Raw genomic sequence first — 18,750 nt, forward strand, 5'->3', positions numbered from 1 at the left:
GGAGCGACGAATGACATTATCACATCCATCTGCTTGTGCGGTTCAATTTCAACATATCACCAAATCGTTTGCACATGCTAATCATACGGTGACTGTATTAGATCGTATTGATGGGGATATCAAGCAAGGCTCGATTACTACACTGGTAGGGCCTTCTGGTTCTGGCAAAAGCACATTGCTATCGCTTTGCAATCTATTGATCACTCCAGACACCGGACAATTATATATTCAAGGCAAAGATATACATAGCTGGCCTATTACTGAACTACGTCGCAATGTAGGCATTGTATTTCAAGATGCTCCAATGGTACAAGGTACTGCTCTTTATAATTTGCAGACCGCTCAGCGCTTACACGGGATCGATATCGGCAATCCTGAGACTCTTATGGAACAAGTAGGGTTATCTTCAAGTCTACTCACACAACATGTACAAGACCTGTCTGGTGGGCAAAAACAGCGCTTAGCACTCGCACGTACACTTGCTAATCAACCACAAATTTTATTGCTTGATGAGATCACTTCTGCACTTGATCCTTCTTCTGTACGGGAAGTGGAACAATTATTATTAGAGATCAATCGAGAATCAAGGATCACTTTGATCTGGGTGACTCACCAGATGGAACAAGCACAACGTGTTGGACAAGAAACATGGTTTTTGATGAACGGGCAATTGTTAGAACAGCGATCAACCGCTGACTTTTTTGCATATCCACAGACAGAAGAAGCCCGGCAATTTATCAAAGGTGAACTCCAATGACGATTATCGCTTTAACGCTATCTTTATGTTTTGTACTTTTTGCTGTTGTGTTATCTCGTTCTTTCAAATTAGGGCTAGAAAAAGATGTACTGATCGCTACATTACGAGCTACTATCCAACTGTTAATTATCGGCTATGTGTTGAATTTTATTTTCGGCTTAGAGCAATTATGGGTCGTCGGTCTATTCTTATTGTTGATGATTACAGTTGCTTCACTGAATGTTTCCAAAAAAGGAAAATCGGTTCCGTATATGACGATCAAAGTATTTATTACATTAGTGATTGTCGAGATTGTCACACAAGCATTATTGTTAGGCTTCAACATTATTCCAGCAACTGCCCGTTATATTATACCGATCAGCGGTATGATTATCGGAAATTCGATGATACTGGGGAGCTTGTTAGTCACTCGACTTCGTTCTGAAGTGACACTACGACAACGGGAAATCATTCTCCTTCTATCACTCGGAGGAACGCCAAGACAAGCGATAATGCCTGTACTCAAAAGCGCAGTCCGTTCTAGTATGATCCCTACTATTGATGGTCAGAAAACACTGGGATTAGTCCAATTACCGGGTATGATGACCGGACAGATTATCGCAGGTGCAGATCCGATCACAGCAGTGCGTTTTCAATTATTAATTGTTTTTACAACGATGACTTCAGCGATTATTACAAGTATTTTACTTAGTCTATTTATCGCTCCTAGTCTGTTTAACAAACAACAACAGTTGCAGACCGAACCTTTAGAATCCTCTAGCTAAATACAGAAGGCTATACAAAAAAGACTCCTTGATCGAATGAGCTTCAATCAAAGAGTCTTTTTATTTTTATATTTCTATTGGATTAAGAATGTACTTCTTTGGTGTCGATATTCACAACAGGTGTATGACCTGATTTTTCTTTCGGTGTACGATTGACCAGTAAAATACTAATGACGATCAATACCAGTCCAATAATCAGGTTAACCGTTACCGACTCACCCATAAAGAGCACACTAAGAATAATGGATACTAATGGAATCAAGAACGTGTATGAACCCACTGTGCTTGCTTCACCTGAACCGACAAGACGGAAGAAGCATAACCAGCTTAATGCGATTGCGAAAATACAGATAAACAGCAATACACCAATAAACGTAGCGTTCCACGTAATGTCTCCCCAGCTTTCGGTTCCTGTGCCGACAGCAGTCATCACGACTCCACCCATAATCAACTGAATAGTCACCAACCAGATTGGATCAACACGGTCGCCTACTTTTTTCACATACACAGTTCCGACACCCCAGCTCACTGCCGATGCCAAAGCCAACACGATACCGATCACTGAAATAGAACCTGAGAAGCCCCCTGCGCTAATCGTAGCTACGCCTGCGCAACCTAAGATTAGTCCGACAGCTTTGAGCGGATTCATCGATTCGCCCACCCATAACCAGGATAAGAATCCTACCAATACCGGTTGTAAAAAGACAATTGCTGAAAATAATCCAGCTGGCATATAAGCGATCCCAATGGTCTGACAACCATAAAACAAAATAATATTTAGAATTGCAGATATCGCATAGATTTTCCAAGTCTGCTTCCAACGTAAGTCACGCAAACGTGGTAAAGCGACAACCAATAGCAATAACCCTGCAATCAATGTCCGAATACCGGAAAATAAAATAGGAGGTGCATAATTTAATGCGAACTTGGATAAGGGCCAGTTCACACCCCACATTAAGATCAAAAATGCTAAAAACAGAGCAGTCTGCCCTTTGGATAAAGCCTTCATTCCATTTCTCTCCTCTAAGCCAATCTGGATGACGATCACTTGCGAAAAAGCTGACATGTCATGTATCTTTTGAGTATACAATGCTTTTTACAATTGTTCAATAGACATTAAACATTTGTTCACTCTAAAAGAAGCACACTTTTTATGTTTATCAAGACTTTTTTTAAAATAATCCTGATTTAGTTAATTTCATTCTTTGTATGCATATCTATAACGAAATAAGATATGGTTTCTCTTCTCCCATATCTACCAATTACACATCCCCAGCAGCTAGCTGACCAGTCTGGTAATATACTAAAAAGTTGGAGATCATCTGCATCAGAAGAAGCAGAGCCTTGAACATCTGTTTGAGGAGCTGGGGCATCTAGTGGAAGAAGAATAAAGCTATATTCAAATAATTTACAAAAATATCTTTTTATTTAAAAACATTTCCACGTTATTACGCGTCTATTATGATAATAAAGGTAAATGACGAAAGGAGTCTTAATCACATGCGAAAATTAGGATTTTTGTGTGTATGTATTATTTTGGTGCTAGTAAGTGTCGCTTGCAATACGAAAAGTGAAAAAAAAGAAGGGAATTCTACTTCTCAAAAACCAGTTCAAAGTCAAATAACAATCACTGAACTGCAGAAAAAAAATACCCTTCAGGAAGACGAACTTCAAGTTCAAAAAGATAAGAGTGTAATTGTTAAAGTGGATGATTCTGATGTCATAAAAAAATTTACTAACGCTATGAAGGACTCAGAAAAAATACAAGGAGTAGGCAACGTAGCTCCTCCTAATTATGAAGTTACCATTAAGGAAGATGGTAATGAAAGTTCATATTATCTATGGATTAATATTAATGACAAAACGAAGAAAAGTAATGCAATGTATATGAACAAAGGTAATACAAATACAGGATACAAGATAACAACTGACAAGACTAATTCACTTATAAAATTTTTAAATAAGATCAAGAAGTGATCTATAAAACTTAAAAAGCAGTAAGCAACAATACTAAATCCTTAGTATTGTTGCTTACTGCTTTATTTGATTAAGATTCTAAGTCATATTTCTCCAATACTTCTTTTCGGAATTCTTCTTTTGAGTTATGTTCTTCTGAAGTCAAAGATCTTGAAATTTCAGATGTATCGCTTAAAGGAAACTTGCCTAAATCCATATTAATTACACTATATACTCCCTGTGTATTCTGTTTGAGAAAGATAATACTTTTTTCATTTTGTTTCAACTCTGTATAATCTTCATAAGTTATTTTTCTCTTGCCTTGATCGCTTTCAATATAAGAAATTGGTTCAATAATAGTCAGATCTTCATCAGTTTTAAGCGTTGAACTTTCAGTAGCTGTACAAGATTTTTATCCACTTGTATGTCAGTAAGTGTATAAAAATCTTGTACAGCTCCATCATCAAAATTTGTAACTACATGTTCGCGATCATCGAAATTTTTTAAAGGAGTACCAATCACAATAAGTTCTGCATCTGAATCTAAAGCGTTTACTGTTTCATAGTCTATATAACAAAATCTGGATGATTAATCGATCACGAATATGCAACTCCTGCCTTTCAAGATGATGGAGTTGCTGTTTAGTTAGTGTTTTATGCGCTCGTCGTGGTTCTTTCACTTTAAGAATATTTTTTCGTACAGTATGATCCTGTGAAACATGGTTTAAAAAGGGACGATAGGAGTGTCTAAACCGTTTGATTTGCTTCATCAAAGATACTTTTATATTCTTTTCGAATTCGTCTATACGGTGTAGGTAATCATAAAAATTAATCACGCATTGGATCATTAGATTAATGGTTCGTTCTCTTCTTTTTGCTGTAGTAGCTTCGATATAAGACACTTTATCGATTGGTATAGGATTTCTTAACCAAGCCATGAACTTAGCCAGTAGATTAAGATCCATGTTTTCATAGCTCTGCTGAATATCCTTTAGGAAGTCCCAATATACCTTCAATTGGTAAGCATATGACTTCAAGGTATTCGCTGAACGACCAATCTGATCCAAGTATTTAATATACTTCATGATAGGATTAATCATCGGGTGATGTTCATCGACTACAACCCATCGGCTTCCTTCGCCATAGGGTATTGTAATCACTTGATTCATCTAATTCCTCCTATCGATGGATACGTTAAATACTTACTTTACACAGGTATACATAATTTGTATGTGATGAAAGTACGGATAGGAAATACTAACGTAAAATACGTTGAATCCTTCTTCTTATTATAGTCTTGATCATCCCTATCCTCTACTTTCCGGCAATCGTGCTATAATAAGACGGCACTGAGCAATGACAGTGCACTTTATATGTATACCACATCACTAGAATAATATAATCGCATCGCTAAGGATGCAGGAGGAATAGAATTATGGATATTACCAGTTATCAAGTAGAGATGATTAAAGACCCTTTTGAGATTTTGGTAGGCAAACGCTATGAATTTTTTATCGATTTTGAAGTGGATGAAGAAGATGATATTTACTCCGTAAATGGTCTATATATTCGTGCAATCTATAAAGTCCAAGAAACAGGCAATGGTATTGTGAGCTACGATATTATGGAAAAAGGCACAGAACGTGTACTGGATTTCGACCTGGAAGAAGAGGAAGAACAAGAATTAGCAGCATTTTGTGAGCAAAACTGGAAAAACGCTGAGAGTAACTAATGCGTATTCTACTGCTTGGTGCTACCGGACGTGTCGGACGATTCGTTTTGCAATATGCACTTCAAGATGGACATGAGGTTACCGTATTAGTGCGTTCTCTGGATAAGTTAAATGTGCAATTGGCAGAATATGCAGAGGATTTGGTAGACTCTCCTAAAAATATGTCAGCGATCAATCACTCTTTACCTATCCACGAACAGATTCCAAGTCTGCGTGTTATCGTCGGTGATGTATTGAACAGTAGTGACCTTTATACGGCGTTGGACGGGGTACAAGCTGTCATAAGTACACTGAATACCGATAAAACAAATACGTTATCTGTCAGCACGCCGATGATTGCTGATCTGATGCAGAAGCAGTTGATTGCGCGCATTATTACAGTCGGTACAGCAGGTATTTTACAAAGCCGTATTGAAGCCGATAAGTATCGCTATGAATCTTCTGAATCCAAGCGCAAAAGCACCCGTGCTGCGGAAGAACACCGGATGATGTATGAGACTTTGCGCGATTCCAAGCTCGACTGGACAGTGGTCTGTCCGACGTACTTGCCCGATGGAGATTACACCGGTGTCTATCGTGATGAGCAAGATGTTTTGCCTGAAGGTGGAGCATCGATTTCAACAGGAGATACAGCTTATTTCACGTATAAGCAGTTAAGCGACCCTCGGTATATTGGATATCGAGTAGGATTGGCTTATTAGATTAGGCGGTATTCCATTGGCAGCTTTAAGTATAAGATAAATAAAAGTGCTATACATAAAAACCCTAATTTCTATACGAAGTTAGGGTTTTGTGTACTCTATATTTGGTTCACGAGCATTCTTATTTATTTCACTTTGACTTTTAAAGCATATATTACACCATCATTTCCCCATGTACCATCTACGCCAAATACATATACACCCAGTTTGTTCGGTACGATGATTTGATTGGATGCTTTATCTATATTTTTAAATTCTGTTTTACTCGGATATTCACGAATTCGAATTTCATCAGGACTTGTCCCATTAAAAGAAAGTTGAATAGTGGCATTTCCTTCTACAAGAGTAGGTTCTTGCTTTTCTGTAGCTTCCCAAGGTCCTCCATACGTCATTTGTCCATTCCAATTGTATGTAGCCACTGTGACAGGAATACTTCTTGTCTGAATAGAATCACTCCATTGTGCATTTAACGCTGGAACCTTATTATAATCCTCTTGGTTACTACAGCCGATAATGACACAAATAGAGAAAAGCATATAAAATGCCAAACCAATAGTATATTTATTGATAATCATTGCATCCTTTCTACTCCAATATTCATACAAATGAAACTAACTTTAAAAGCACAAAACCGAACGGATTATTTATGTAAATTACTATGGATATCATGTTACTTAGGTTTAGCGTGTAGTTTACTAATGATTAGTTTTTTTGCATATCCATAGAAAAGAGAGCCTTCTAATACCCAATACAATAATTTAATAATGATCCATTGATGCACCCAAAATAAATACACAATTATAATCAAAGACGATACTACCGTAAACACTTGAAACCATGTTTGTTCAATACCTGTCGGATTCTTATAACCATGTATATAATAGATCATCGCTTGTAATGTAACCATCCCCATAGTGATCACAGGACCTATCGAAACATCATTCAACGGTTGTGAAAAATAGATCAGTGCTACAAACAACACAATCAGCAGAACAATATTCAACGTATTCTTTTCTGAAGTAGACATCATTCACCCCCTTTATATCCTAATTAATCTTTGTTTAGTGATCAAATCACACTCACGTATTCAAGATTTTCTCCTGCATCCGATACTCTGTCGGGGTCACCATAAACTTCTTGCGGAATACTTGAGTGAAATGCCCTACATTGGTGTAGCCGATCTGCTCTGCAATATCAGCAAGCTTAAGCTTGGGATTGTGCAATAGCACTTTGGCTTGTTCCATCCGCAGACAGATCACATAATCTTTGTAACCTTGCCCTGTTTTCTGCTTGAACAACTGGCTGAAATAGATCGGATTCAGAAATACAACAGCCGCTACCTTTTCTAAAGATAATTCTTCGTTAAAATGAGCGCGAATATACTGTAGCGCCACCTGAATCGCCTGATCGCTACTGCTTCCTTCTTCTGGCGCATCGATTTGCTGAATTTTCTCTTCACGAAGTCGATTGACTTCAACAGCCACATGTTCAATCTCATGGTGAGGACCCGAGTGTCGGGTGGAAAAAGGAACTTTCAAATACTTATGCAAATGCCCTTGCAATGGCTCTAACAAATGCTCGATCTGTACATGAGCATGCAAGGTGACTAAGCCCAGCAGACTATTGCGATCAAAGCTCACGACGAACCCCTGACCTGACTGATCGATCAATTCATTTAATACATTTTCCACGATAAAATGTTCCAGATGGGTACTGCGCTCATCTTGTTCCATTTTGACCAGAATCAGATGAAATTCAGGATAATCGGCGATAAAAGTATCCAGACTGATTTTGCCCATACTGAGTCCTGCCGCTAACCGTTGAAACACTGCTTCTCGTAAGTAATTTAATCCATCTTTGAGCGCTTCTTCTCCTTTGGAGACGACTCTTTCCTGACGGATCTCAATCGTAAGCGATTCCATCAATTCGACTAGTTTCTTTTTGCCGATCGGTTTCAGTAGATAATCTCTTGCTCCTAGATGCAATGCTTGTTGCGCATAAGAGAACTCGGAATGCGCCGAGATGACAATCCATTTCGCTTGAGGCTGACTGTGACGGGAGATACGCATCAATTCGAGACCGTTAATACCGGGCATAAGAATATCGGTCAAAATAATATCGATCCGATGCTGGCTCATCATCAATACCGCTTCTTCCGCAGAAGATGCTAGATGAACATGATAATTAGGAAAAACACTTTCGATGGTACGCTTGATCCCTTCACGGATATAACTTTCATCGTCTGTAATCAGAATGTGCACGAACAATACCTCCTTTATGGATCGAAATAGGTTGATCTGAATATTCAGACTCTATCGTCTGCGCAGACAAGGATAGAGGAGAAGATTGATCGGATAACGGTAGCACTAATTTGACCGCTGTCCCTGTTCCAAGAGAACTCTCGATCTGTATACCATGAGTGATCCCGAACATATGAGACAGCCGCTGATGTAGATTTTGCAAGCCAATACTTTTCCGTTCACGATGTACAGGATCGGTTGGACGAAGTAATGAATCTCGCAGTCGTTCTAAAGTAGACTCATTCATGCCTTTGCCATTATCTGAAATAATAATATTGAGGTATTTGCGATCCGGTATCGCTCTCACTCGCAAAATGCCCGGTCGATCTAATGCTTCTAAACCATGTTTGACTGCATTTTCGATAATCGGTTGTAGCAACATCTTTGGCACATGAAGATCCATCCACTGCTCTTCGACATCAATCTCTACGCTTAACCGACCATCCAGTCGGATCAGAATAATCGTCAGATAATGATTGATCTGTTCGATTTCTTCTCGTAACGTAACCAGTGCATGGTCTTCCCAATGACTGCTATAACGGAACATATGCGATAACGATAACACCACATCGCCTAGCTCATCATTTCCTTTTTCATCGAGCATCCAGTAGATCATATCCAGTGTGTTATAGAGAAAGTGAGGATTAACCTGTGATTGAAGCGCATGAAGCTCGGCATTCTTTTCACTGACTGAAGAGACTTTCACCCGTTCGATCAGTTCTTCGATACGCGCGACCATATGGTTGAACGATAATACAAGTGAATTGATTTCTTCGTAAGAGGTAACGGTCACCATGCCACGAAAATTCCCATTTTCCACTTGCTTCATTTCTCGAATCAATCGCTTGAGTGGTGAAGAGATCGTACGTGAAACGATAAAAGCGATCAGTGCAGAGACCACAATCAGCACCGTGACCACAATAAATAGATAACGCTTGGTCTGAGTCAGTTCGACATTGAGATCACGATCTGGTGTGGAGCTGACGATTGTCCAATTGGTGGTTCCCAGCTTGGAAGCGGCAATCAGACGGCTATTATTTTGCTGTACATTGACCTGACCGGGAATCTGAGGAAGTGAAATATGAGGTGGTATCGTTCCAGGCTTACTGTTCGGTTCTATCGAAGTTGGGATATGTTTGCCATCGCCTGTTACAATATTCACTTCACTATGAGGCCCTAATTTCAGATTATTCATTGCTGTTAAAAACGTATCTGCTCGTGCTTCGATCAATACAATTCCTATCTGATGTTGCTCGTTGAGATTGAAAATAGGGCGACCGAAAGCAAACACAGGCTGATCTTCCACCTGATCGATAATCGAATGAGGAAACACGCCTAGCCATACCATCTGACCGGACGACCCGCTAATCTGCTGATACCATGACGATTTTGTATATTCAGGATCGATCACATTCATCGAATTGCTATAATCGTAGATTTTGCCATTTTCACCGATCACATGAATTCCTACTAGATCATCCCGTGAAAAGTAAATCGCACCCATAATCGTTGTAATGTAATTCTGATTAATGTACTCCACTTGCGGCGAACTTGCTGACTTCTGACCGAGCAGACGCACAATATCTACATTGGCACTAATCGATTTGGAAAGGCTATCATAACTACCCAGCAGAAGATCAAGCAATCCCACCGTTTGTGATACATTTTTCTGTGCAATCTCGCCTAGCTTTTCATGAAATTGAGTCGTTGTACGATTATAAAAAAGGATGCTCACTAACAACACGATCCCAGCCATACAGAACAAAAACAAAATAAATAACCGATTATGAATCGAATGTAAGCTTCGTGACACGGTGGAATGCTCCTTTCTACAAGGTTCGCTAAAAAGCCAAAGGGCGGTAACCATAAAAAGGATTGGTTCCTCTTCATGATTACCGCCAAGTCCCTATACAGAGATAGTACCAATAAAGGTAGCTTCTGGCAAAATAGTTTTGTGTAGCTTTTGGTAATTATCCTTTTACTGCTCCTGCAACCATTCCTTTTGTGATACGTTCAGACAGAATAAAGTAGAAAATAATAACCGGTAACGCACCCATGACAAGAAATGCTCCGATATTTCCGTAATTGACTGAATACTGACTGACAAAGGTATACACCCCGAACGGCAACGTTTTGAGTTCTTCGGATGAAATAAAAGTCGCCGCTACAATATACTCATTCCAGATATTGATAAAGGTTAGAATACATACCGTCATCACAGGCGGTACAGAGATCGGCAAAATAATACTACGGAAAATCCGGTACACACTTGCTCCATCCATAAAAGCAGATTCTTCGATATCCGTCGGAATAGATCGCATAAATCCACTTAAAATAAATACCGCAATCGGTAAAGCAAACGCTGTGTACGGAATAATAATCGACCAGCGTGTATTAAGCAGGTCTAAGTTTTTGAAAATAATCATTAGTGGCAATAATGTCGCTTGTAGTGGAATCATCATGCCTAGTAAAAACAGCAACATCACATATTGACCATATTTCCATTTAAAGCGAGTAATCGCATATGCAGTCATTGAGCTGAAAATAATAACAGCAAACAAACTAATCGCTGTAACGATGACACTGTTGCCTAAATACTTGAGATAGCTACCTGAAGTATAAGCATCTGCATAGTTATGCCACTGCGGAATATTCGGAAGAGCGAAAAAGCTACCTCCTAGAATTTCTTCGTTGGTTTTGAGTGAATACATCACTAGCCATAATAGTGGATACAATTGCGTAACGATCAGGATCGCGAAGAGTAGATACACGAACCATTTTTTCACATTATTCATATCGTGCTCTCCTCCTCTACGTCACTTTACGTTCGATTTTGTTAAATACACCATTGATCACTACGGTGATGACCAGACAGAAAATAACAAGGAATGTCGCTACCGCACTACCATACCCGTACTTCTGAGATAAGAACGACATATTATACATATGCGTCGCTATCGTATCGGTCGCATGTGCAGGGCCACCGCCGGTCATAACCATGACTAGCTCGAAAGCTTGCAGTGAACCGATAAAGGCAAGCACCACCGAGATTTTGAAAATAGGCACTACCATCGGGAATGTAATATAACGGTCTGCTTTGAATCCATCGGCTCCATCAATTTTGGCAGCTTCATAGATTTCGTCCGGAATATTCTGTACCCCTGTAAATTGGATCAACAGATGGTAACCAAAGTACTGCCACAACGATACAAAGTAGATTGCATACATCGCAATCGCAGGCTCCGTCAACCAGCTATGTGTCCAGCTATCCAGACCTAGCTTGATCAATACGCCATTTAACATACCGCCCATCGAAGCCGGATTGTAGATCGTTTTCCACAATTGTCCCAAAATAACGTTAGACAAAATAACAGGAACAAAATAGATCGTCACCAAACGATTTCCTTTGCGAATATAACGATTCAACAAGATAGCGAACAACAAACAAATTGGAATCTCAATAATGGAAAAGACAGCATACATAATCGTACGCTTCACAGACATCCAGAAGTTAGGATCATCAAACAGTAATGTTTTGAAATTCGCCAGACCGACAAACTTGGCATCTGAAATACCATTCCAGTCCAACATCGCTGTGTAAAAAGAAACCAGAATAGGAATAAACACTGTTCCTATGTAAAGGATCAGACAAGGAAGTACAAAAATAGCAATCGTGCGAGCAGGTACTTTTAGTACATTCATGGCTTCTCCCTCCTTCCAACTCTAAAGTTTATTTTCTCTCTTTGGTCTATTCTACTCATAGCGAAGGGGACGCTGTTGACGCCCCCTCGCTGCTACATATCACATATCTATCTCTAGGTTAGTTTAAGGATTCGCTTCAAATGCAGCTTGATGCTCTTGGGCAATTTGTTTTGGATCCACTTGTTGTACAAATAGACTTTGAATACTGCTTAAATGGACTTGAGATACGGCTGGGTTCATCGTGTTATCGAATGACAAGTCGCCACCTTTTACATTTTTGAACAGATCCAGTACATCAATCGCAAGTGGAGAATATCCAGCGGCTTTGAAGTCACCGTCTACTTTTTGACCTAGACCGACCGCATTTTTCAATTCGAACGATACTTTAGGTAAGTTCAGTGCAAAGTAATTTAAGAAATCTTTGGTTTCTTTTAAATGTTCACTGTTCGCAGATACGGCAAATGCACTACCTGGAGCTAACATGAACTCATCTGGATTTCCTTTACCATTAACCGTAGGGAATTTGAATACGCTCACGTCTTTACCGATCGTTGAACCGTCGTTAGCGCCTGTTTCCCATGTTCCGATAAAGAACATAGCCGCTTGACCTGTACGGAACATGTTACCGCCTGCTGTAGCATCAATTGATGTTGCACCTTCAGGGAAAGCGCCTGCTTGAACTAATTTTTGGAAAGCATCGACAGCTTCTACGAATGCAGGATCATTAAATGTTTTTTTGCCATCTGCTACATCTTGCAAGAATCCAGGTCCACCGTTAGTACGAAGCAAGATGTTCATAAATAGGAATGACCCTGTCCATGAATCTTTCTCACCGATTGCGATAGGCGTGATACCTGCATCTTTAAGCTTTTTCACATCTGCAAGTAGCTCATCGAATGTCGTTGGCGGAGCAGCAATGCCTGCTTTGGCAAATAAAGCTTTGTTATAAAAACCGACTTCGATATTATTACCATCTGGAAGTGCATACACATTTCCATCTTTGCTGTAATAATCAAGCAGTCCTTCTTGATATGTATCTTTTAGACCGCCTTTGTCAACGACATCATTCAATGGAGCAAGCAAGCCTGCATCGATATACGGTTTCATCTGAGCCGCTGGATTCACAATCGTGATATCAGGGATTTCTTTAGAAGCCGCTTGCGTTTTAAGTTTTAATTTTTGTTGATCTGTATTTAGCGTATCCAGTTCGATATCAATATTTGGATGTTCTTTCTCATATTGATCGACGATCTGGTGAATCATTTTGTACGTTGGTGTGGTTGGATCAGGATAAATATTTTGGAACGTGATTTTTGTTTTGTCCCCACTGTCTCCACTTGCTCCTGAACCGCTTGAACTTGAATCGCTGTTACCACAACCTGCAAGTCCGAACGCCAGTGCACCTGCTAATAACAGAGCAACTGTTTTGCTTGGCATTTTCATATCTTTTAATATCCCCCTTATTGGATAATTTGTACAAAACGTACGGTTTATGACTTTATTATGATGTTAGCGCTTACTTTTAACAATGTGTGAAATTAAGGTTTATAGTTTGTATTTTCAAGGTATTCACTTTTCTTATGTATTTCTTTATTTTGCCAACATCAAAAAAGCTTCTCTCTTTTGTAATAAGAGGAAGCTTTTAAAGCTTGTATCATTTAAGTTTTTGTTGTTTAAGAAATTCGTCAAAATCGTCATTTTTTTCTATACGTTTTTGATTATATTTTTCATATTCGCTAAGTGCTAGCTTCTCAGCGATTTCTTGAGAAATTTTACCTGCATTCATTAAAATATCTCGTTCATTAAATTGTAAAAAAGAATTCAACTTTTCAATCCAATCTTTCATATACATAGGTGCTTTTCGCATAGCTTGATCTTCTGCATAATCGAGATACATCGTAACAATACGATTCAAAGATTGAATTTCTTCATTACTCATATAGTTTTTAGCTACTATAATATCACCTTTTCTCACTTTAATGCCTTTCCAGCTCGTTAAGCCCATGTTATCCTTTTCTGCATCTGCACGTTCTGCGATAAGTTCTGCTGCGGTATGTCCATGGATAGCAAAATGTAGTTTATTTTGTACAGTTGCAAAAAAATCTTGTGAGACTATCTCTTTAGGATCATAGTCTATAGAAGTCGCATAAATATCTGTAATTTTACGATAAAATCTTTTTTCTGAAGCACGTATATCACGAATACGTTCCAATAATTCATCAAAATAATCTTTTCCAAAGTTTTTCATTTCTTTAAGTCGTTCATCGTCCATTGCAAATCCTTTGACTAAATATTCATTTAAACGATCCGTTGCCCAACGTCTAAATTGTGTTCCTCTATGCGAACGAACACGATATCCAACTGCAATGATAAGTTCAAGATTGTAAAAAGAGACTTCTCGTTCAACTTCTCGTACTCCTTCATTTTGAACTATTCGGTTTTTCCGAATAGTTGCTTCTTCTGTTAATTCATTTTCCTCATAGATATTTTTAATATGTTCATTTATAGTACTAATACTTTTTTGAAATAATTCTGCCATAGCTTTTTGGGTCATCCAAACCGTACCTTGTTCTAATTTCACATCAACTTTTGTATGCCCATCTTCTGTCTGATATATAAGAATATTTATATTATTTTCCATATATTTAACTCCTTTTAATATGTAAGTTTAAATCCTACTGTTTGGTTTGCTCTTTTTAAATATATCACATTCGCAATAAAGTATCTTTATTATATTAACAACTTTTTTACGTTTAAATAATTAAAAAAGCTGCCCTTTAAAGGACAGCTCAGTGATATCATTACTTATTCATTTTAAACTGCAAAAACAACTCATTATAATGTACCAGCATTTTTTTGCCCAGATTATCATACACTTCAAGCTTATCTGTTAGTTCTTGTGGCGGGTAAAAGCGTTCGTCACTCGAAATGTCTTCCGGCAATAACTTGAGTGCTTTGGCATTCGGTGTAGAATAGCCTACATACTCTGTATTTTGCTCGGCGATTTTGGGATCTAGCATAAAGTTGATAAATTTGTGTGCAGCATCGACATTGGCGGCTGTTTTGGGAATAACCATATTATCGAACCATAAGTTTGTACCTTCTTTGGGAACGACAAAATCCAAATCAGCATTCTGATCCATAATCTCAGACGCATCTCCCGAAAAGACTAGACCTGCCGCGGCTTCGTTGTTTGCCAGCAACATTTTGATCTCATCGCCTACAATCGCTTTGACGTTAGGGGTCAACTTTTTGAGCTTGGTTAATGCTTGTTGTAAATGTTGCTCATTCGTATCATTAAGCGAATACCCCAGACTGTTAAGCGACATCCCGATCACTTCACGAGCACCATCTGTTAGCAATACATTATTACGTAGCTTAGTATCCCAGAGATCGTCCCAGCTATCGAACTTGATCCCTTGGGCTAACTTGGGATTGTAGACAATTCCAACGGTTCCCCAGAAGTAAGGTGCAGAATACTTGTTATTAGGATCGAACGATTGATTCATAAATTTAGGATCAATATTTTTCAAATTCGGCAATTTGCTATGATCGAGCGGAATTAATAGATTTTCTTCACGCATTTTGGAAATCGCATAATCTGACGGAATCGCTACATCGAATGTCGTTCCGCCTTGCTCAATCTTCGTCAACATCGCTTCATTAGAATCAAACGTCTGATAGATTACGGTAATGCCTGTTTCTTTTTGAAATTGATCTAGAATATCTGGGTCAATATAGTCACCCCAGTTGTAGATCGTGAGCGTATTTCCACTGGAGTAGCCTTCGCTCACATTCAAGCGTGATGCGGTATACATCAAGATCAGAGCGACCACGATAATACTGAGAAACATCCGTGTAAGAGTCTTCATCTTGGACCTCCTACTGCGATCGGTTCTTCGCGGCGTGGCTTATTGGTAGCCCGGCGATTGATCATATAATAACCAACCACCAACATCACTGTAAATAAGAAGATCAGCGTAGATAACGCATTGATTGATAACGCAACCCCTTGCCTTGCACGAGAATAAATTTCAACCGATAGTGTCGAATATCCATTCCCTGTTACAAAAAAGGTCACAGCAAAATCATCTAACGAATACGTAAATGCCATAAAAAATCCTGCAAAAATACCCGGCTTAATAAATGGCAAAATAACTTTACTTAACACATCACGACGACTTGCTCCTAGATCACGAGCCGCATCAATCAAAGAAGGGCTCATTTCTTGCAATCTTGGCAGAATCATCAGTACGGTAATCGGAATACTGAATGCGATATGAGAGATCAATACTGAAGCAAATCCTAATTTGATCCCAATCATCGTAAATAAGATTAGAAAAGACGCACCAATAATCACATCAGGACTCACAATGAGTACATTATTCAGCGACAACACCGTATCTTTGAGACGGCGACGACGAATCCGGTCGATGGCTAGCGCTCCGATAATCCCGATCATCGTGGCAATTGTTGAAGATAACAACGCAATCACCAGCGTATTAATGACAATAATAATCAATCGTGTATCTTGAAATACTTCGGCATACCATTCCCATGTAAATCCTTCAAATTCATGCATATTACCTGCACTGTTGAACGAGTAATACATCAGATATAGAATCGGTGCATATAATAGAGCAAATACAAAAACAAGATACAGATTACCCCAACCATTTTTATTAGTCATGACGTACCTCCTTGCCGAAGCCGCCACTTAGAATCATAATCACAGCCATCGCAATAATTAAGACTACTGCTACAGTAGAACCCATACCCCAGTCTTGTGTGACAAGGAAATGCTGTTCAATCGCTGTACCCAGTGTAATCACTTTATTCCCTGCAATCAGACGTGTAATCATAAATAAGGATAGTGATGGAATAAAGACCGCCATACAGCCTGATTTCACACCAGCCATCGTTAACGGCAAAATCACCCGTCTAAAGGTCATCCAACCCGATGCACCCAGATCACGTGCCGCAGATACCAGTGTAGGATTCATTTCTTCCAGTGCATTGTAGATCGGCAAAATCATAAATGGAATAAAAATATATACGGATACAAAAACAAAACTAGACGCATTAAACAATAATTGCTGTTCTCCAAATCCAAGTGTACCTAGTAATGCATTGATCGGGCCATACGTTCCAAAAATCCCGATAAACGCATACGTTTTGAGCAATAGATTAATCCATGTTGGCAAAATAATCAGCAAAATCCATAATTGCCGATGCTTGGTGCGAGTTAACAGATACGCCGCAGGATACGCTACTAATAGTGAAAACAACGTCACTAAAAACGCATACCAGAACGAGCTAATCGTCATTTGCAAATACGTTGGTGTAAAAAAGGTCCGATAATTCTGAAGTGTCAGATTACCATCGACATCAAAAAAAGAATAATACCCTACAAGCACCACCGGTGCGATAACAAATAACACGATCCAGATATAATAAGGCAGCATATAGATGCTGCGTGTATTAGCCTGCATAGACCCCACCTTCTTCATAACCTTCAAGGCGACGATCAAAGTCTTCTTCACTTTCTCCAAAACGCATAACATGAATCGCTTCCGGCTCAAAATCCAGCCCAATTTCACTGCCCGGATCGGCTTTACGAGTTGAATGAACTAACCATTCATGACCGGAATCATCATAACAACTAATCTCATAGTGAACGCCACGGAATAATTGGGTATCGACACGCACTTTAAGCTTGCCTTTTTCCACAGTTGTGAGTTCCAGATCTTCAGGGCGAATCACGACTTCAATACTTTCATTATCACGTAGCCCCTGATCGACACAATGGAATCTTTTGCCGTTAAATTCCACTAAGAAATCTTCGATCATACGTCCTGGAACAATATTCGATTCTCCGATAAAGTCAGCGACAAAGCGGTTAATCGGCTCATCGTAGATATCATTTGGCGTTCCACTTTGTTCGATTTTCCCTTTGTTCATAACAAAAATCTCATCAGACATCGCCAGCGCTTCTTCTTGATCATGGGTAACAAAGATAAACGTAATCCCCAAACGTTGCTGAATTTCACGCAGTTCATACTGCATTTCAGTACGCAATTTGAGATCCAATGCAGACAATGGCTCATCCAGTAGTAAGACTTCCGGTTCATTCACCAGTGCACGCGCAATCGCTACCCGTTGCTTTTGTCCACCTGACATTTCGCTAATCGAACGTTGCTCATATCCTTCTAAATTGACGAACTGAAGAGCTTCTTTCACTTTGGCGGTTACTGCATCTTTTTTCATTTTTTTGATCCGCAATCCAAAAGCCACATTCTCAAATACATTCAAATGGGGGAAGAGTGCATAATCTTGAAATACCGTATTCACTTGACGTTTATTGGCAGGCACTTTATTGATGACCTGTCCGTTAAAATAAATCGAACCTCCTGTCGGTTCAGTAAAGCCAGCGATCATACGCAAAATCGTGGTTTTCCCGCAACCGGAAGGACCGAGTAAGGTATAAAATTTACCTCGTTCTACCTCAAATTCTATATTTTCGAGCACTACTGTTCCATCTTCATAGCGCTTCGATACTCCATCAAAACGAATAATTGTATTGTCCCCCATAACAGCCTCCTTTAATAACCTCTATTCTTTATTATAACCAATAGATGTTGTAACGATTAAAGTATTGTATACGCAATGTTAAATATATATCTGCTGAACATAAATAAAATCCAATCCGCAATTCTTAAGATTGGATTACGATATACTTCATAATTTACGTTTTCTACCTAACCAGCTATCCAATAGACCAAATACCATCGTATAGATCGGTACTATTTGCCATTCCGAATACTCTATCCATATACCTA

Annotated in this window: 20 protein-coding genes; 5 read left to right on the plus strand and 15 right to left on the minus strand. The window is 39.1% G+C overall.

The genetic code is table 11. The features are described 5' to 3' along the window. The first annotated feature begins 10 nt into the window (after positions 1-10). Together PaeCFBP13512_RS14345 and PaeCFBP13512_RS14350 are read left to right on the plus strand one after the other, a co-directional pair. Positions 11-757: an ABC transporter ATP-binding protein gene (locus tag PaeCFBP13512_RS14345; protein ID WP_241669385.1), complete on the plus strand. Its 747-nt coding sequence runs from the start codon at positions 11-13 to the stop codon at positions 755-757. Continuing rightward, on the plus strand, positions 754-1,521 hold the full coding sequence (locus PaeCFBP13512_RS14350; protein WP_069325759.1) for an ABC transporter permease: 768 nt from the start codon (positions 754-756) through the stop codon (positions 1,519-1,521). Before PaeCFBP13512_RS14345 ends, PaeCFBP13512_RS14350 begins: the two co-directional genes overlap by 4 nt. An 82-nt stretch (positions 1,522-1,603) precedes the next feature. Here PaeCFBP13512_RS14350 and PaeCFBP13512_RS14355 read toward each other — a convergent pair whose 3' ends face one another. Then, positions 1,604-2,530, minus strand: a complete 927-nt coding sequence (locus tag PaeCFBP13512_RS14355) for a DMT family transporter (RefSeq protein WP_069325760.1) — start codon at positions 2,528-2,530, stop codon at positions 1,604-1,606. Positions 2,531-3,021: 491 nt separating this feature from the next. On the opposite strand from PaeCFBP13512_RS14355, the gene PaeCFBP13512_RS14360 reads away from it, so the two are divergent. Next, positions 3,022-3,498 (plus strand): hypothetical protein, encoded by a 477-nt coding sequence (locus PaeCFBP13512_RS14360; RefSeq protein ID WP_137223943.1) that lies wholly within the window; start codon positions 3,022-3,024, stop codon positions 3,496-3,498. Between the two features lie 70 nt (positions 3,499-3,568). Here the strand turns inward: PaeCFBP13512_RS14360 and PaeCFBP13512_RS23245 are convergent, their stop codons facing one another. Both PaeCFBP13512_RS23245 and PaeCFBP13512_RS14365 read right to left on the minus strand, forming a co-directional pair. Continuing rightward, the gene (locus tag PaeCFBP13512_RS23245) at positions 3,569-3,763 is read right to left on the minus strand and encodes a hypothetical protein (protein WP_161594274.1); all 195 of its coding nucleotides are present in this window, start codon (positions 3,761-3,763) and stop codon (positions 3,569-3,571) included. Positions 3,764-4,036: 273 nt separating this feature from the next. Continuing rightward, the gene (locus PaeCFBP13512_RS14365) at positions 4,037-4,645 is read right to left on the minus strand and encodes a site-specific integrase (RefSeq protein ID WP_137223945.1); all 609 of its coding nucleotides are present in this window, start codon (positions 4,643-4,645) and stop codon (positions 4,037-4,039) included. Between the two features lie 266 nt (positions 4,646-4,911). Between PaeCFBP13512_RS14365 and PaeCFBP13512_RS14370 the strand changes: the two genes are divergently transcribed. Both PaeCFBP13512_RS14370 and PaeCFBP13512_RS14375 read left to right on the plus strand, forming a co-directional pair. Continuing rightward, positions 4,912-5,208 carry a DUF6509 family protein gene (locus PaeCFBP13512_RS14370; protein WP_069325761.1) on the plus strand — a complete coding sequence of 99 codons (297 nt, stop codon included), beginning with the start codon at positions 4,912-4,914 and terminating at the stop codon, positions 5,206-5,208. Then, complete coding sequence (locus PaeCFBP13512_RS14375; RefSeq protein WP_137223955.1) at positions 5,208-5,909, plus strand: NAD(P)-dependent oxidoreductase; 702 nt, start codon at positions 5,208-5,210, stop codon at positions 5,907-5,909. The genes PaeCFBP13512_RS14370 and PaeCFBP13512_RS14375 overlap by 1 nt, the downstream gene beginning before the upstream one ends. Before the next feature lie 125 nt (positions 5,910-6,034). Here the strand turns inward: PaeCFBP13512_RS14375 and PaeCFBP13512_RS14380 are convergent, their stop codons facing one another. The 12 genes from PaeCFBP13512_RS14380 to PaeCFBP13512_RS14435 all read right to left on the minus strand — a co-directional run bounded on the left by PaeCFBP13512_RS14380 (position 6,035) and on the right by PaeCFBP13512_RS14435 (position 18,502). Further along, the gene (locus PaeCFBP13512_RS14380) at positions 6,035-6,484 is read right to left on the minus strand and encodes a hypothetical protein (protein ID WP_137223957.1); all 450 of its coding nucleotides are present in this window, start codon (positions 6,482-6,484) and stop codon (positions 6,035-6,037) included. A gap of 95 nt (positions 6,485-6,579) precedes the next feature. Continuing rightward, the gene (locus PaeCFBP13512_RS14385) at positions 6,580-6,936 is read right to left on the minus strand and encodes a hypothetical protein (protein WP_137223959.1); all 357 of its coding nucleotides are present in this window, start codon (positions 6,934-6,936) and stop codon (positions 6,580-6,582) included. Between the two features lie 52 nt (positions 6,937-6,988). Beyond that, positions 6,989-8,170, minus strand: a complete 1,182-nt coding sequence (locus tag PaeCFBP13512_RS14390) for a response regulator (RefSeq protein WP_137223961.1) — start codon at positions 8,168-8,170, stop codon at positions 6,989-6,991. Continuing rightward, positions 8,145-10,022: a cache domain-containing sensor histidine kinase gene (locus tag PaeCFBP13512_RS14395; protein ID WP_441343331.1), complete on the minus strand. Its 1,878-nt coding sequence runs from the start codon at positions 10,020-10,022 to the stop codon at positions 8,145-8,147. The genes PaeCFBP13512_RS14390 and PaeCFBP13512_RS14395 overlap by 26 nt, the downstream gene beginning before the upstream one ends. Positions 10,023-10,179: 157 nt before the next feature. After that, positions 10,180-11,004: a carbohydrate ABC transporter permease gene (locus PaeCFBP13512_RS14400; protein ID WP_069325766.1), complete on the minus strand. Its 825-nt coding sequence runs from the start codon at positions 11,002-11,004 to the stop codon at positions 10,180-10,182. Between the two features lie 16 nt (positions 11,005-11,020). Beyond that, a complete protein-coding gene (locus PaeCFBP13512_RS14405; RefSeq protein WP_069325767.1) occupies positions 11,021-11,911 on the minus strand; it encodes a carbohydrate ABC transporter permease in 891 nt (296 codons plus the stop codon). A 123-nt stretch (positions 11,912-12,034) separates the two neighbouring features. After that, a complete protein-coding gene (locus PaeCFBP13512_RS14410; RefSeq protein WP_137223965.1) occupies positions 12,035-13,354 on the minus strand; it encodes an extracellular solute-binding protein in 1,320 nt (439 codons plus the stop codon). A gap of 211 nt (positions 13,355-13,565) precedes the next feature. Continuing rightward, positions 13,566-14,552 carry a virulence RhuM family protein gene (locus PaeCFBP13512_RS14415; protein WP_069325768.1) on the minus strand — a complete coding sequence of 329 codons (987 nt, stop codon included), beginning with the start codon at positions 14,550-14,552 and terminating at the stop codon, positions 13,566-13,568. A gap of 160 nt (positions 14,553-14,712) precedes the next feature. Next, entirely contained in the window at positions 14,713-15,783 is a 1,071-nt protein-coding gene (locus PaeCFBP13512_RS14420) for an ABC transporter substrate-binding protein (protein ID WP_069325769.1), read from the minus strand. Next, on the minus strand, positions 15,780-16,601 hold the full coding sequence (locus tag PaeCFBP13512_RS14425; protein WP_069325770.1) for an ABC transporter permease: 822 nt from the start codon (positions 16,599-16,601) through the stop codon (positions 15,780-15,782). Before PaeCFBP13512_RS14425 ends, PaeCFBP13512_RS14420 begins: the two co-directional genes overlap by 4 nt. After that, positions 16,594-17,403, minus strand: coding sequence for an ABC transporter permease (locus tag PaeCFBP13512_RS14430; RefSeq protein WP_069325771.1), 810 nt, complete (start codon positions 17,401-17,403; stop codon positions 16,594-16,596). The genes PaeCFBP13512_RS14425 and PaeCFBP13512_RS14430 overlap by 8 nt, the downstream gene beginning before the upstream one ends. Further along, positions 17,393-18,502 (minus strand): ABC transporter ATP-binding protein, encoded by a 1,110-nt coding sequence (locus PaeCFBP13512_RS14435; protein WP_069325772.1) that lies wholly within the window; start codon positions 18,500-18,502, stop codon positions 17,393-17,395. Before PaeCFBP13512_RS14435 ends, PaeCFBP13512_RS14430 begins: the two co-directional genes overlap by 11 nt. Between the last annotated feature and the right edge of the window lie 248 nt (positions 18,503-18,750).

The sequence above is a fragment of the Paenibacillus sp. CFBP13512 genome, assembly GCF_005233705.1.
GTDB lineage: Bacteria > Bacillota > Bacilli > Paenibacillales > Paenibacillaceae > Saccharibacillus > Saccharibacillus nuruki.